The organism is Brevibacterium sp. UCMA 11754, from assembly GCF_021532275.1.
Taxonomy (GTDB): domain Bacteria; phylum Actinomycetota; class Actinomycetes; order Actinomycetales; family Brevibacteriaceae; genus Brevibacterium.
In genome coordinates this window covers 1-14,746 of the sequence record NZ_JACBOT010000008.1, presented here as the reverse complement: position 1 = coordinate 14,746, position 14,746 = coordinate 1, and the positions used below count along the sequence as shown (strand labels likewise).

Annotated in this window: 14 protein-coding genes and 1 pseudogene; 2 read left to right on the top strand and 13 right to left on the bottom strand. The window is 62.2% G+C overall.

Annotation, left to right across the window (positions count from 1 at the left end):
- Nucleotides 1-16 precede the first annotated feature (16 nt).
- From rplW to rpsL, 8 genes are all read right to left on the bottom strand, one after another.
- Nucleotides 17-316, bottom strand: coding sequence for a 50S ribosomal protein L23 (rplW, locus tag HX613_RS03980; RefSeq protein WP_101621022.1), 300 nt, complete (start codon nucleotides 314-316; stop codon nucleotides 17-19).
- Nucleotides 313-966 (bottom strand): 50S ribosomal protein L4, encoded by a 654-nt coding sequence (rplD, locus tag HX613_RS03975; RefSeq protein ID WP_235344179.1) that lies wholly within the window; start codon nucleotides 964-966, stop codon nucleotides 313-315. Before rplD ends, rplW begins: the two co-directional genes overlap by 4 nt.
- Before the next feature lie 5 nt (nucleotides 967-971).
- A complete protein-coding gene (gene rplC / locus HX613_RS03970) occupies nucleotides 972-1,646 on the bottom strand; it encodes a 50S ribosomal protein L3 (RefSeq protein WP_143921955.1) in 675 nt (224 codons plus the stop codon).
- An 11-nt stretch (nucleotides 1,647-1,657) separates the two neighbouring features.
- Nucleotides 1,658-1,966, bottom strand: coding sequence for a 30S ribosomal protein S10 (gene rpsJ, locus HX613_RS03965; RefSeq protein WP_009379191.1), 309 nt, complete (start codon nucleotides 1,964-1,966; stop codon nucleotides 1,658-1,660).
- A 497-nt stretch (nucleotides 1,967-2,463) separates the two neighbouring features.
- Complete coding sequence (tuf, locus tag HX613_RS03960; RefSeq protein ID WP_235344178.1) at nucleotides 2,464-3,657, bottom strand: elongation factor Tu; 1,194 nt, start codon at nucleotides 3,655-3,657, stop codon at nucleotides 2,464-2,466.
- Nucleotides 3,658-3,772: 115 nt separating this feature from the next.
- Nucleotides 3,773-5,878 (bottom strand): elongation factor G, encoded by a 2,106-nt coding sequence (gene fusA / locus HX613_RS03955; protein WP_235344177.1) that lies wholly within the window; start codon nucleotides 5,876-5,878, stop codon nucleotides 3,773-3,775.
- Between the two features lie 98 nt (nucleotides 5,879-5,976).
- Nucleotides 5,977-6,447 carry a 30S ribosomal protein S7 gene (gene rpsG, locus HX613_RS03950; RefSeq protein WP_009883572.1) on the bottom strand — a complete coding sequence of 157 codons (471 nt, stop codon included), beginning with the start codon at nucleotides 6,445-6,447 and terminating at the stop codon, nucleotides 5,977-5,979.
- Nucleotides 6,447-6,821, bottom strand: a complete 375-nt coding sequence (rpsL, locus tag HX613_RS03945; protein ID WP_101621017.1) for a 30S ribosomal protein S12 — start codon at nucleotides 6,819-6,821, stop codon at nucleotides 6,447-6,449. Before rpsL ends, rpsG begins: the two co-directional genes overlap by 1 nt.
- Before the next feature lie 526 nt (nucleotides 6,822-7,347).
- Between rpsL and HX613_RS03940 the strand changes: the two genes are divergently transcribed.
- Complete coding sequence (locus HX613_RS03940) at nucleotides 7,348-7,824, top strand: Fur family transcriptional regulator (RefSeq protein ID WP_235344176.1); 477 nt, start codon at nucleotides 7,348-7,350, stop codon at nucleotides 7,822-7,824.
- A 77-nt stretch (nucleotides 7,825-7,901) separates the two neighbouring features.
- Nucleotides 7,902-10,112, top strand: a complete 2,211-nt coding sequence (gene katG, locus HX613_RS03935) for a catalase/peroxidase HPI (RefSeq protein ID WP_235344175.1) — start codon at nucleotides 7,902-7,904, stop codon at nucleotides 10,110-10,112.
- Between the two features lie 96 nt (nucleotides 10,113-10,208).
- On the opposite strand, the gene HX613_RS03930 is transcribed toward katG, so the two are convergent.
- From HX613_RS03930 to HX613_RS03910, 5 genes and pseudogenes are all read right to left on the bottom strand, one after another.
- Nucleotides 10,209-10,721, bottom strand: a complete 513-nt coding sequence (locus HX613_RS03930) for a hypothetical protein (protein ID WP_235344174.1) — start codon at nucleotides 10,719-10,721, stop codon at nucleotides 10,209-10,211.
- Between the two features lie 110 nt (nucleotides 10,722-10,831).
- Nucleotides 10,832-12,454: a sensor histidine kinase gene (locus HX613_RS22510; RefSeq protein ID WP_235344173.1), complete on the bottom strand. Its 1,623-nt coding sequence runs from the start codon at nucleotides 12,452-12,454 to the stop codon at nucleotides 10,832-10,834.
- On the bottom strand, nucleotides 12,451-13,179 hold the full coding sequence (locus tag HX613_RS03920) for a response regulator transcription factor (RefSeq protein ID WP_235344172.1): 729 nt from the start codon (nucleotides 13,177-13,179) through the stop codon (nucleotides 12,451-12,453). The genes HX613_RS22510 and HX613_RS03920 overlap by 4 nt, the downstream gene beginning before the upstream one ends.
- A gap of 16 nt (nucleotides 13,180-13,195) precedes the next feature.
- Nucleotides 13,196-14,218, bottom strand: coding sequence for a hypothetical protein (locus HX613_RS03915; RefSeq protein WP_235344171.1), 1,023 nt, complete (start codon nucleotides 14,216-14,218; stop codon nucleotides 13,196-13,198).
- A pseudogene (locus HX613_RS03910) lies at nucleotides 14,215-14,746 on the bottom strand (hypothetical protein); the annotation flags it as partial. The pseudogene HX613_RS03910 and the gene HX613_RS03915, both read right to left, overlap by 4 nt.

Below are 14,746 nucleotides of genomic sequence, written 5' to 3'. Positions count from 1 at the left end.
TTTTACGAAGGATCGCTTAGAGCGATCCACCGAAGATGTCGATCGATCCGTCCTTGAGGGCGACAATGGCACGCTTGGTGTCCTTGCGCTTTCCCCAACCGGTGCGAGTGCGGCGGCGCTTGCCCTGACGATTCAGGGTGTTGACCTTGGCAACCTGCACATTGAAGATCGATTCAATGGCGTTCTTGATCTCAGTCTTGTTCGACCCCTGATCGACGATGAAGGTGTACTTTCCCTCGTCCATCAAGCTGTAGGTCTTTTCCGAGACGACCGGAGCGACGATGACGTCGCGTGGGTCCTTGAAGTTCAGACTCATGATGCGTCCTCCGATTTGCGGTATCCGCCCAGGAACGTCTCCAGCGCTGACTCGGTGAACACGATGTCATCGGCGATCAGCACATCGTATGTGTTGAGCTGATCGGAGGTGAGCACGTGAACGTGAGGCAGGTTGCGAACGCTGCGCTCGGTGAGCTCGTCGTCACGGTTGAGCACCACGAGGGTGTTCTTGCGATCGGAGAGGCTGGCCAGAGCGAGCTTCGCCTGCTTGGTCGACGGTGCTTCGCCGGTGATCAGGTTCTTCACAACGAAGACCTGATCGAGACGTGCGCGATCCGAGAGAGCGCCGCGCAGAGCAGCGGTCTTCATCTTCTTGGGGGTCCGCTGCGAGTAATCGCGGGGAACCGGCCCGTGCACGACTCCACCACCGTTGTACTGAGGAGCACGGATCGAACCCTGGCGGGCGTTACCGGTACCCTTCTGGCGGTAGGGCTTGCGACCGCCACCGCGTACTTCGGAGCGGGTCTTTGTCTTGTGTGTACCCTGACGGGCTGCTGCCAGCTGTCCGACAACAACCTGGTGGATCAACGGCACGTTGGTCTGCACGCCGAAGATCTCGGCTGGCAGGTCAACTGATCCGGTCTTCGCACCAGCAGCATCGACGACGTCGACTGTCTTGACATCAGTCATTACGTTCAGCCCTCCTTCGCGGCCGAGCGAACGAGAACGACTGCACCCTTGGGGCCAGGTACGGCACCCTTGATGAGCAGGAAGTTGTTCTCGGTGTCCACGGCGTGGATCGTGAGGTTCTGGGTGGTGTGCTTGACTGCACCCATACGGCCGGCCATGCGCATACCCTTGAACACGCGACCAGGGGTCGCGGCTCCGCCGATTGAACCCGGCTTGCGGTGGTTGCGGTGCGAACCGTGGGAGGCGCCGACACCGTGGAAGCCATGACGCTTCATGACACCGGCGGTTCCCTTACCCTTGGTCTTTGCGGTCACATCGACCTTGATCCCGGCGTCGAACGTATCGACTCCGAGTTCCTGACCCAGCGCGTAGTCAGCAGCGTCTGCGGTGCGCAGCTCGACAAGGTGACGGCGTGGTGTCACGCCTGCCTTCTCGAAGTGGCCTGCAGTGGGCTTGTTGACCTTGCGAGGATCGATTTCGCCGAACGCGATCTGCAGTGCGGGGTAACCGTCGGTTTCCTCGTTGCGGATCTGTGTCACGACGTTGCTGCCGGCGGCCACTACGGTCACCGGTACGAGATTGTTCTGCTCATCCCAAACCTGAGTCATGCCCAGCTTGGTTCCCAGAAGGCCCTTGACCTTGCGGGTCGTAGGGAGAGCTGATGAACGATTGTTCGCCATGTCTGCCTCCCTTAGAGCTTGATCTCGATGTTGACGTCGTCAGCGAGGTCGAGACGCATGAGCGAATCGACTGCCTTCGGCGTCGGATCGACGATGTCGATCAGACGCTTGTGCGTGCGCATTTCGAAGTGCTCACGGCTGTCCTTGTACTTGTGTGGCGAACGGATGACGCAGTAAACGTTCTTCTCCGTTGGCAACGGCACGGGGCCCACAACAGTCGCACCTGCGCGAGTGACGGTGTCCACGATCTTTCGTGCAGCACTGTCAATCACAGCGTGGTCGTACGACTTGAGCCGAATGCGGATCTTCTGTCCCGCCATGGCGTCGTCTCTTTCTTTAGTTACTTCCGGCCATCAACCAACAGTCGATCGAAATGTTCTGTGGTCTGTGCCGGCTGACCATGACCGACCCCCGAGGTCGGGCGTGTCGGCTAATCCTGGCGGAGAATCTTTCAATTCTCATTGAGGGCCGACGGCGCTTCTACTCATTGGCTGCTCGGTCCGAACCCGCTCAAGGCAGATTCATCGATCCGATAGTGTTCCGGACTGTTCGCAGTATCTCTACCGCAGTGCAGGGGTCAACGTCCAAAACGCAACTTCACTATCTTGTCACATAGCACTTCATCGGCGCAATTCCAGGCATCTCACTTGTGAGGCATCTCATGATAGCCTTCCGCTGCAAGGCAGGCAGGCCACTCGCCGAGGCTGGCCCCGTTGTGAATGCACAGAACCCCGGCCCATTGGACCGGGGTTCCGAATCGATCTCTCAGGACCGAAGGCCTGAAATCAAGGCCGAAGCCTCAGCGATCGAAGGTATATCAGGCGGTGATCTTGGTGACTCGACCAGCGCCGACGGTGCGTCCACCCTCGCGGATAGCGAAGCGGAGGCCTTCTTCCATAGCGATCGGCTGGATCAGCTCGACCGACATATCGGTGTTGTCACCAGGCATGACCATCTCGGTGCCCTCAGGCAACGTGATGACGCCGGTGACGTCCGTGGTGCGGAAGTAGAACTGAGGACGGTAGTTCGAGTAGAACGGGTTGTGCCGTCCACCCTCGTCCTTGCTCAGGATGTAGACCTGGCCCTCGAAGCCGGTGTGAGGCGTAATCGAACCTGGCTTCACGATGACCTGTCCGCGCTCCACGTCCTCGCGCTTCGTTCCGCGCAGGAGCAGTCCGACGTTCTCGCCTGCACGTGCGTCAGGCAGAGTCTTGCGGAACATCTCGATGGCGGTGACGGCCGTCTTGGACGACTTCTCCTTGATGCCGACGATTTCAATGTCATCGTTAGGCAGCAGGACGCCGCGCTCCACACGGCCGGTGACGACGGTTCCACGACCGGTGATCGTGAAGACGTCTTCCACAGGCATGAGGAAGGGCTTGTCGATGTCGCGCTCCGGCTCGGGAACGTTGTCATCGACGGCCTGCATGAGGTCTTCGACGCTCTTAACCCACTTCTCGTCGCCTTCCAGCGCTTTGAGAGCGGACACAGGAATGACGGGAGCGTTGTCGCCGTCGAAGTCCTGGCTCGAGAGCAGATCGCGGACCTCGAAGTCGACGAGCTCGATGAGCTCCTCGTCATCGACCATGTCGGACTTGTTCAGTGCGACAACGATGTAAGGCACACCAACCTGACGTGCGAGCAGAACGTGCTCACGAGTCTGCGGCATCGGACCGTCGGTAGCGGCAACCACGAGGATTGCGCCGTCCATCTGAGCAGCACCGGTAATCATGTTCTTGATGTAGTCGGCGTGACCAGGTGCATCGACGTGAGCGTAGTGACGCTTCTCGGTCTGGTATTCAACGTGCGAGACGTTGATGGTGATGCCGCGCTCCTTCTCCTCAGGTGCGTTATCCACCTGGTCGAAGGCGCGAGCCTCATTGAGATCTGGGTACTTGTCCGCCAACACCTTGGTGATTGCGGCGGTCAAGGTGGTCTTTCCGTGGTCAACGTGGCCGATGGTGCCAATGTTGACGTGCGGCTTAGTCCTATCGAAACTAGCCTTTGCCACTGGGTTCCTCCTCGTGGTTGGCAAAAGATATGCGGTTCATATCTTAGACCTTTGTTGGTTATCTTTCATTTCGGTGAACATGTTCTTGCTCACCGTGGCGACCGGGGACCGGAGATTACTCTCCGCCACGCATCTTCTGGACGATCTCCTCGGCGACTGCCTTGGGGACCTCCGCATAGCTGGAGAAAGTCATCGAGTACACCGCACGGCCCTGGGTCTTCGACCGCAGATCACCGATGTAACCGAACATCTCCGACAACGGGACCACAGACTTGACGACCTTCACACCGGAAGCGTCGTCCATCGACTGGATCTGGCCACGTCGGGAATTGAGGTCGCCGATGACGTCTCCCATGTATTCCTCTGGGGTACGCACCTCGACGTCCATGACCGGTTCCAGCAGAACCGGCTTCGCCTTCTGAACGGCCTCCTTGAAGACCATCGAGCCGGCGATCTTGAATGCCATCTCCGAAGAGTCGACATCGTGGTAGGCGCCGTCGATGAGTGTGGCTTTGACGCCGACCATCGGGTAACCGGCGAGCACACCAAGCTGCATGGCGTCCTGAATACCGGCGTCGACGCTCGGAATGTATTCGCGCGGAATACGTCCGCCCGTGACGGCATTCTCGAACTCGTAGATCGTATCGCCTTCGACCTCGAGAGGTTCGAAGGTGACCTGGACCTTCGCGAACTGTCCCGATCCACCCGTCTGCTTCTTGTGGGTGTAGTCGTACTTCTCGACAGTGCGGCGAATGGTCTCGCGGTAGGCGACCTGCGGCTTGCCGACGTTCGCCTCGACCTTGAACTCGCGACGCATACGGTCGACGAGGATGTCGAGGTGAAGTTCGCCCATTCCGCGGATGACGGTCTGACCCGTCTCCACATCAAGTTCGACCCGGTATGTCGGGTCTTCCCTGACGAACTTCTGAATGGCAGCCGAGAGCTTCTCCTGGTCACTCTTGGTCTTGGGCTCAATGGCCACAGAGATGACCGGCTCAGGGAAGGTCATCGACTCGAGAGCGATCGGGGCGCTCGGATCGCACAGCGTGTCACCGGTGGTTGTCTCTTTGAGACCGATGAACGCGTAGATGTGGCCGGCGATGGCCTCTTCGACAGGGTTCTCCTTGTTGGAGTGCATCTGGAAGAGCTTGCCGACGCGCTCCTTCTTGCCGCTCGTCGAGTTGAGAACGGCCTCGCCCGACTTCACCTGTCCGGAGTACACGCGGACGTAGGTCAGCGTGCCGAAGAACGGGTGGGTGGCAACCTTGAACGCGAGAGCCGAGAAAGGCTCATCTTTGGAAGGCTTGCGAGTCAGCTTCTCGTCCTCGTCACGAGGGTTCTCACCGATCATGGGAGGAACTTCAAGAGGCGAAGGGAGGTAGTCGATGACGGCATTGAGCATGGGCTGGACGCCCTTGTTCTTGTATGCCGAACCGCACATGACAGGGAACGCCGTGGAGTTGACGACGAGAGAGCGGATGCCCTCCTTGATCTCGGCAATCGAGATCTCTTCGCCCTCAAGGTACTTCTCCATGAGTTCGTCAGTGGCTTCAGCAACATCCTCGACGAGCTTGGTGCGGTACTCTGCGGCCTTGTCCTGGAGATCCTCTGGGATCTCGATCTCGGTCATGTCCTGACCCTTCTTGGACTCATCAGGCCAGATGTAGGCCTTCATCTCAAGCAGGTCGACGACCCCGGCGAACTCCGACTCGGAACCGATAGGCAGCTGAATGACCAACGGCTTGGCGCCGAGGCGTTCGCGGATGGTGTCGACGGTGAAGTAGAAGTCAGCACCGAGCTTGTCCATCTTGTTGACGAAGCACACGCGCGGCACGTCGTACTTGTCAGCCTGACGCCACACGGTCTCGGACTGCGGTTCAACGCCTTCCTTGCCATCGAAGACGGCGACGGCGCCATCGAGGACGCGCAGTGAGCGCTCAACCTCGACGGTGAAGTCGACGTGGCCCGGGGTGTCGATGATGTTGATCTGGTTGTCGTGCCAGTAGCAGGTGGTGGCAGCCGACGTGATCGTGATGCCGCGTTCCTGCTCCTGGTCCATCCAGTCCATCGTCGAGGCACCGTCGTGGGTCTCGCCGATCTTGTAGTTCACACCGGTGTAGTAAAGGATGCGTTCGGTTGTGGTGGTCTTACCGGCATCGATGTGGGCCATGATGCCGATGTTGCGGACCTTATTCAGGTCGGTGAGCACGTCAAGTGCCACGGTGTCTCTCTCTCACTCGATGATGTGATCGGCTCCCCCGCTGCCCGGCCGGCAGACGCCGCATGACGCCTGCCGGCCAGGGTGCCGGAGAAGAACGATTACCAGCGGTAGTGGGCGAAGGCCTTGTTGGACTCGGCCATCTTGTGGGTGTCTTCGCGACGCTTCACAGCGGCACCGAGGCCGTTGCTCGCGTCGAGAATCTCATTCATGAGGCGTTCGGTCATCGTCTTCTCACGACGCTGGCGGGAGTAGGCCACGAGCCAGCGCAGTGCCAAAGTCGTCGAACGAACCGGACGGACATCGACCGGAACCTGGTAGGTTGCGCCACCGACACGGCGAGAGCGAACCTCGAGGGATGGGCGGATGTTGTCGAGAGCCTTCTTCAGGTTGACAACTGGGTCATTGCCGTTCTTCTCACGGGTACCTTCGAGAGCACCGTAGACGATGCGCTCAGCGGTCGAACGCTTTCCGTCGAGCAGGATCTTGTTGATCAGCTGCGTGACGATCGGCGAACTGAAGACCGGGTCAATGACGATCGGTCGCTTTGGTGCAGGACCTTTACGTGGCATTACTTCTTCTCCCTCTTCGCACCGTACTTGCTGCGTGCCTGCTGGCGGCCCTTGACACCCTGGGTGTCAAGCGAACCGCGAACGATTCGGTAGCGCACACCTGGCAGGTCCTTGACACGACCACCGCGCACGAGCACGATCGAGTGCTCCTGCAGGTTGTGTCCTTCGCCTGGAATGTAGGCAGTCACTTCGATCTGGCTCGAAAGCTTGACACGAGCGACCTTGCGAAGAGCCGAGTTCGGCTTCTTGGGTGTAGTGGTGTACACACGGGTGCACACTCCACGACGCTGCGGGCTGCTCTTCAGAGCAGGAGCGTCGGATCCTGCGGATTTGACATGTCGTCCCTTGCGGACGAGCTGCTGGATTGTCGGCACTAAGCGTTCTCCATTTGCTTCTCGATAAACCTAATTCCCAACGTTGGCCATGGCATCAGCCATGTTTGTGAACCGTGGGACATATCCGACTGAACACCGGGTGAAGCTTCACGCCCGATGCCAGTATTCGCGCGACGGCCTGAACCCTGCACTCGGGTGTGTCGCAATGACACAGAACCTATGCAGAATGACACGTCGGCGGCCTGCCTCTGGCGAATTCTCACAATGGGTCCGGATCTCACAAAACATCCGGTATGGTCGTTCGCCGACGCAGATAACACAATCAGTCGCATCCTAGAATATCGCGGTCTCCCGCATCTGGTCAAAACCAGCTGCTGTGCGTTGCACGACACAACCCCCGCCACCCCGGCGCAGGGAACCCACTCCCCGGGTGCACCTACTCTTCGCGGACCGAAGTCCGAGCTCTTCCCGGACCGAAGTCCGAGGCCGCCAGCCGCCGATAACCTCGCGGACCCGAGGCTATCGCTTCCTTGACTCATTCAAGAAAAGGCGGCAAGCTGTTGCTGTGGCTGAGAACAAGGATAGACACGAATCGGAACCGACCGCAGCACTGCGGGAGAGTTCCCTTCGCGTGACGAAACAGAGAGTCGCGGTTCTCGCTGCTGTGTGCGACCACCAGCATGCAGACACCGAGACTGTCATCCGCGCTGTTCGAGAGAACCTCCCCGACGTATCGCATCAGGCGGTGTACGACTCGCTGCACACACTCACCGAGGTCGGACTCGTGCGGTGCATTCAGCCGTCCGGGTCCGTGGCCCGTTACGAGAGACGCATAGGGGACAATCACCATCACCTCGTGTGCCGCTCGTGCAATCTCATCGTCGACGTCGACTGTGCGGTCGGGCAGGCCCCCTGCTTGACCCCTTCACGCGACGCTGGATTCGTCATCGAACAGGCCGAAGTCACTTTCTGGGGCCTGTGCCCTGACTGCGCTGAGTCTGCAGCGCCTTCGGGCAGCACCGAACCCGCCTCGGCGGTCTGAGCCGATCCACCCAATGACAAAGCCACACCTTTGTCTTCAACCGGGTCCAAACGGGACTCGAAAGTGAAAGGAACACTATGACCGATACTTCCACCGCCGGCGGCTGTCCAGTCGCCCACGCCACCTCGGCAGAGGCGACGGCGCCCGATGCCGACTCGCTGGTCGATCCCAGCCAGGGCGATGCCAACTCGCATTGGTGGCCGAATCGCCTCAACCTCAAGATCTTGGCCAAGAACCAGCCTGCCCGCGACCCGATGGACGAAGGCTTCGACTACGACGCCGAGTTCGCCAGCCTCGACTACTACGCGCTCAAGGCCGACATCGAAGAGCTGCAGAAGACGAACGCCGACTGGTGGTCGGCCGATTTCGGTCACTACGGCCCGTTCATGATCCGCATGGCCTGGCACTCCGCCGGCACCTACCGAGTCCAGGATGGACGCGGCGGCGGCGGCGAAGGGCAGCAGCGTTTCGCGCCTCTGAATTCCTGGCCCGACAACGTGGGTCTTGACAAGGCCCGTCGACTGCTCTGGCCGGTCAAGAAGAAGTACGGCAAGAAGATCTCTTGGGCTGACCTATTCATCCTCGCCGGAAACGTGGGTCTCGAGTCCATGGGCTTCAAAACTTTCGGCTACGCCGGTGGCCGCAAGGACGTGTGGGAACCCGACAATGACGTCTACTGGGGCTCCGAGACCGAATGGCTGGGCACCGACAAGCGCTATGTGGGCAACCGCGAACTGCAGAAGCCGCTGGCGGCAACAACCATGGGCCTCATCTACGTCAACCCTGAGGGCCCAGAGGGCAAGCCGGATCCGCTGGCCGCGGCCATCGACATCCGCGAGACCTTCGGACGCATGGCCATGAACGACGAGGAGACCGTCGCTCTCATCGCAGGTGGACACACCTTCGGCAAGACCCACGGCGCAGCACCCGAGTCGCACAAGGGCGGAGATCCGGAAGCCGCACCGATCGAGGAGCAGGGCCTGGGCTGGAAGTCCGATTTCGGCACCGGCCAGGGCAATGACACCGTCGGCAGCGGCATCGAGGTCACGTGGACCTACCACCCCACCCGGTGGGACAACGAGTTCTTCCACATCCTCTTCGCCTACGAATGGGAGGTCTTCGAGAACGAAGGCGGACACCTGCAGTGGCGCCCAGTCGACGGCGGCGGCGATGACATGGTTCCGATGGCTCAGGGCGACGGACGCCGTGAGCCCCGCATGCTCACAACCGACCTTTCGCTGCGTTTCGATCCCATCTACGGTGAGATCTCGCGCCGCTTCAAGGACGACCAGAAGGCCTTCGAGGATGCCTTCGCCCGCGCCTGGTTCAAGCTCACTCACCGTGACATGGGCCCATCCACTCGCTACCTCGGACCCGAGGTCCCCAGCGAAGAGCTCATCTGGCAGGACCCGGTCCCGGCCGGCACACCGCTCGATGCGAGCCAGCTCGAGGCCGTCAAGACGGCCGTGCGCGAATCCGGACTGAGCGTCTCCCAGCTCGTCTCAACCACCTGGGCCGCAGCATCATCCCACCGTGTCTCCGACTTCCGCGGCGGAGTCAACGGCGGACGCCTGCGCCTCGAACCGCAGAAGAGCTGGGAAGTCAACGAGCCCGCGAAGCTGGCCGAGGTCATCACAGTCCTCGAACGCATCGCAGCGGACACCGGAGCAACGTTCGCCGATGTCCTGGCGATCGCCGGCGGCGTCGGCATCGAAACCGCGGCGAAGGCCGCCGGCCATGATGTCAGCGTTCCGGTCTCGACCGGCCGCGGTGACGCGACCCAGGAGCAGACCGACGTCGATTCGTTCTCCTACCTGGAGCCGACTCACGACGGATTCCGCAACTACCTCACCGAGGACCTCCCTCTGTCGGCCGAGTACCTCCTCCTGGACAAGGCGAGCCTGCTCGGTCTGACCCCTTCGGAGCTGACCGTGCTCATCGGTGGGCTGCGGGTCCTCGGTGCGAACTATGAAGATTCGGAGCTCGGTGTGTTCACCGACCGTCCCGGCGAGCTGACGAACGATTTCTTCGTCAACCTCCTGGAACTGGGCAACGTCTGGAAGCCGATCGGACCGTCCGAATCCGCCACTGTCTACGAGTGCTTCTCCCCAGAGGGAGAGAAGCTGTGGACCGGAAGCCGTATCGATCTGCTCTTCGGAGCCAACTCCGAGCTGCGCGCCATCGCCGAGGTCTACGCCTCCGATGACGCCCAGGAGAAGTTCGTCAACGACTTCGTCAAGACCTGGAGCAAGCTCGTCGAAGCAGACCGCTTCGACCTGCACCGCTGAGCGATCTGAGAACGCACGAGTGTGCCCCCACCACGATCCGTGGTGGGGGCACACTCGTATCCGGGATGGAATCGGGCAGCTGCGCCGCGTTCGGGATCAGTCCTCTCGATTGAGGACTGCGGCATGCGGCAGAGAGCTCATGCCGAAGAGCGCCACGTTCTCCTCGCTGCCGTCATCCGTCGCCGAGGTGGCATCGTCGGTCTGGTCGCCCGATCCCTGTCCGTCTCCGGCCTGCCCGTCTCCGGCCTGCCCGTCCGGAGGCATCCCTCCGTCCGGGCCTGCACCGCCCTGTTGTCCGCCTCCCTGTTGGCCACCGGGAGAGCCCGGCCCCTGGCTCGTGCCGCTCTCATTCGACATCAGAACCGTTGAGGCTCCTACTGCTCCCCCGGCGAGACCGCCGACGATGAACAGGGCCGCTCCTGCCAGGATGGCCGGAACCAGCGGAACACGCCTCCTCCTCCGACCAGTTCCACCGTTCGCGCCACTCACACCGGCGTTGCCCGGATGATCGGGATCCCTCGGTCCTGCCTCGGCGGGGATGGTCCGATTCTGATCGGGGTTCTGATCGGAGTTGGGGTTGGGAAGGTTCGGATTCTGGTTGTCTGTCATGGAATCTCCTTGGTTGTCAGTGATTCCACTCTCGTGTGCTGTGCTGTAGCGAGTCCCAGTCGAGGCTGTGTCCAGCCTGTGCAGTTGGGTTCGAGTCCGATGGGAGACCCTCAGGCCGCCCGGAATCGCAGCTCGAACGCGGTGCCGGCGTCGGAGGTCGTCATCGACACCGCGCCGTGCATGAGTTCGACGAGTCCGGCTGCGATCGCCAGTCCCAGACCTGAGGAGCCTCCACGCACTCCCTCGGCCCTGGTTCGTGCTGAGTCGCCGCGGACGAAACGGTCGAAGACGGTCTCGCGGATCTCTTCGGGGATTCCCGGTCCGTCGTCACTGATGCGGATGCTCACCGTCTGCTCGGACTCAGCTTCGTCACCAAGTTCGGCCTCGACATGGACCCGTGTGCCCGTGGGCGTATGGACACATGCATTGGTCAGCACGATGGCGACCGCCTGTCGCACCTGGTCGCCGGCACCGCGGATCTCCAAGGCGTCCGGAGGCAGATCCAGATGGATCGTATGCTCTGGGCTGAGCACATGGGCATCTTCGACGAGTTCCAGGAGCAGCGCAGAGACGTCGACGGTATCCTCCTTGGTCGGTTGTCGGCCGGCTTCCAACCGGGCAAGGAGGAGCAGGTCATCGACGAGCGAGGACATCCGAATCGCTCCCGAGTCGATCCGTCCCAGCGAAGTCTGCACCTCAGCGGGAAGTTCGCCCCGATACGGTCTGGTCAGATCCGCCCATCCGCGGATCGTCGCGATCGGTGTCCGCAGCTCGTGCGAGGCATCGGCGACGAACCGTCTCATCTGCTCCGTCCCCCGATACCTCTCGTCCAGGGCGGAGCCGACGTGGTCGAGCATCCGGTTCACCGACGCACCGACGTCGCCGACCTCGGTGCCGGGCATTGCGAGATCGGCTGGCACCCGCAGCGCCAGTTCAGGTTCGCCCTCCCCCAGCTCAAGGTCCGTCACCTCTCGTGCGGTGCGGGCGACATCTCTCAGATCGCGCAGCTGCCGATGGATGATGACGGCCATGAGCAGAGCCGTGGCCAGCACACCGATGAGCACCACAAGAGCGGTGGTGTAGGCCGTGCGCTCAAGTGCCGAGTCGACATTGTTCTGCGGCACGCCGTAGACGGTCGTCGTCCCCTCATCGTCGAAGGCTGCGACTCGATAGGTGCCGTAGCCGGGAACATCGACAGAGCGATGGCCCGAGGCCGGGCTGCCCGACGCCGGATCGCCAGGCTCACCGCTGAACCCGTCACCGGATGTCTCACCCCCGGTCACCGCTTCGACGTTGAGGAGTGCATCCACAGCGCCCGCGGGAAGTGTCTGCGGCTGTGTGCGCCCAGCCTCGGCGATCAAACCCTCCGCGGAGTCACCGGTGCCGACGACCACGAGCGCACCGTCGCCCACGCCCGGCTGGAATAGGTAGCGCAGCGCCTGGTCGACCGGGGTGGACGAATCATCATTCCCGCCTGCGGGAGCGCCGACTCCATCTGCAGCACCTTCCTCCGAGGCCGGCCTGTCCCCCGGCTTCTGCCCGGGTCCGAAATCGACGCGGGCATGATGGGTCATCCCGGCCAGCTGACTGTCGAGATCGGACATCAGAGAGGCGCGAACACTCCACCATGAGGCGGCGCCGATCCCGGCTCCCACCAGGACCAGGACGAGACTGGCGAGAACAATCAGACGGGTCTGCAGCCGCCACCGGCGCACGGGAGAAGCGACCTTCACTGATCGGCCCGAAGGATGTAGCCGGCCCCGCGCTTGGTGTGGAAGAGGTTCGGAAGATCCTCGAACGGGGCGTCGATCTTCTTCCGCAGGTACGACACGTACAACTCCACAATGTTTCCGTTGCCGCCGAAGTCGTAGTCCCAGACGCGGTCGAGGATCTGCGCCTTCGACAGCACGGCGCGCGGATTGCGCATGAACAGCAGCAGCACTTCGAACTCCCGCGCCGTGAGATCGATCGGGTGACCGGCCCGGATCACCTCATGAGAACGAGCATCAAGCTCCAGATCGCCTACCCGCAGCAGATCCTCATCACCGCTCGGCACAACGGGAGCGCTGCGCCTCAGCCTGGCCTCGACTCGGGCAATGACTTCGTCGAGGTTGAATGGCTTCGTCACATAATCGTCCCCGCCGAGGCGCAGCCCCGTGAGCCGGTCATCGACCTCGTCGCGAGCGGAGAGAAACACAACTGGGGTGTCGATGCCCTCGCCGCGCACCTTTTCGATCACGGCGAATCCGTCGAGGTCCGGCAGCATGACGTCGAGGACGATCGCATCGAAGTGCTCGCTCCTGGCCCGCGCCACCGCCTCTCTGCCCGTGCCCACGCTCACCGCCTCCCAGGCTTTGACCTGACAGGCCATGACCAGGAGCTCGGCCAGATTGGCCTCGTCATCGACGATGAGCACGCGGGCCGGCTGTGCCTCAGTGCCTATGGCTGTTGGATTCATGATTCGATTATCCCCCTCATCCGTCACTCAGATCGTAGAGCGAAACGGAATCGACGGTCGTGGCCTCGAAGTTCGCCTCGACCCATTCGGAGATCTCCGCCGAGGTGGACGACCCGTTTCCGCCTCCCCCAGGTCCGCCGCCCTGACCGTCGGCTCCGGAGCCGATGTACCAATGGATCTGGCCCTCGGAGACGAGCCGTTTGAATTCCTCGAGAGTCGGAGAGGGATCGGTGCCGTTGAATCCGCCGATGGCCATCACAGGTTCTTCCAGTGCCAGCTGATAGCCGGCGGCCTGGTTGGCTCCGGTCGCCGCAGCCACCCAAGTGTAATCGGGCGCATCCTCCCCGAGGAGCTCGGTGAGTTCAGCCGTTGGGGTCACTCCGTTGAGCAGATCGCCCATGCCGCCGCCTCCACCACCGGGACCGCCTTCACCACCGGGGCCGCCCCCGCCAGGGCCGCCCATGCCCGAACTCGTTCCGGCGATCGTGACGATCGAACCCTGAGTCGAGCCGGCGATCGTGCGCGCACTCAGCTGTGCCGAGATCGCCAAGCTGGCGATGATGGCCACCGAGGCGATCGCCGCGATGAGGAGTCGATGCGGACGCTGGCCGTCGTGGCCTGCTCGCAGCCTGTGACCTGCTCCGATCAGGAACAGCGCACCCAGGATGGAGACCGCGAGCACGCTCCAGCGCAGGAAACCTGGGATCCCGCTCATCGAGGCTGTGAGAATGAACTGCCACGCACCCGTCAGCGCCCAAGCCAGCGCCAACAGCAGCATGCCACCATAGCTTCCGCGTGTGAGGAGCAGAGCAACACCGATGGCGACGATCACGGCGATCGCCGGCACCAGAGCCACTGTGTAGTACTCGTGGACGATGCCGTTCATGGTGCTGAGCACCAGCCAGGTCACCATGAGCCACGCACCCCACATCACCACGGCCGCTGCTAAGCTGCCCGATTTGGGCTCGACCGGGAGCTGCGTGCTGCGGGGGCGGCGACGGCGGGCCACCTCGGCGCGGCAGAGCACAACGACGATCACGGCAAGCAGGAGCAGAGCCGTCGGCAGGAGCCAGGCGATCTGGGCACCGAAGCTGCCGGTGAGCAGTCGGGCGATCCGGTCTCTCCCCAGCCTCCGCCGCCCTGACCTCCTCCGCCACCGCCTACGGACCCGGCCTCATCGCCAGTCAGGCGCCCGAATCCGTTGTAGCCGAAAGTCAGTTCGAGGAAGGAGTTGCTCTGTGAGCCACCCACATAGGGACGATTCGCTGCAGGAGTGAGCTCGACGAGGGCGATCCACCAACCGGCGCTGATCACCATCGACACGATCGGGACCAGCAGCAGGAGTCCCCGACGCAGCCATGAGCAGCGGGCGAAGAACATCCAGGCCGCTGCCAGTCCCGGCACGATGAGCAGCACCTGGAACTGTTTGGTGAGGAAGCCCAGGCCCAGACCGACGCCGGCGAGCGCAAGCCAAAGGATGGCGGCCCGCCTCGCGGGACTTCGGGTGCTGCCCACGGCGACGCAGCGCATGCTGGGTCGCCACCACCGCACCCACCATGAGCGTGAC

Coding starts and splice junctions, on each gene's coding strand:
- HX613_RS03920 (WP_235344172.1), bottom strand. CDS start 13,179: ATGAATCCAACAGCCATAGGCACTGAGGCACAGCCGGCCCGCGTGCTC.
- rplW (WP_101621022.1), bottom strand. CDS start 316: ATGAGTCTGAACTTCAAGGACCCACGCGACGTCATCGTCGCTCCGGTC.
- HX613_RS03930 (WP_235344174.1), bottom strand. CDS start 10,721: ATGACAGACAACCAGAATCCGAACCTTCCCAACCCCAACTCCGATCAG.
- rpsJ (WP_009379191.1), bottom strand. CDS start 1,966: ATGGCGGGACAGAAGATCCGCATTCGGCTCAAGTCGTACGACCACGCT.
- rplC (WP_143921955.1), bottom strand. CDS start 1,646: ATGGCGAACAATCGTTCATCAGCTCTCCCTACGACCCGCAAGGTCAAG.
- rplD (WP_235344179.1), bottom strand. CDS start 966: ATGACTGATGTCAAGACAGTCGACGTCGTCGATGCTGCTGGTGCGAAG.
- rpsG (WP_009883572.1), bottom strand. CDS start 6,447: ATGCCACGTAAAGGTCCTGCACCAAAGCGACCGATCGTCATTGACCCG.
- katG (WP_235344175.1), top strand. CDS start 7,902: ATGACCGATACTTCCACCGCCGGCGGCTGTCCAGTCGCCCACGCCACC.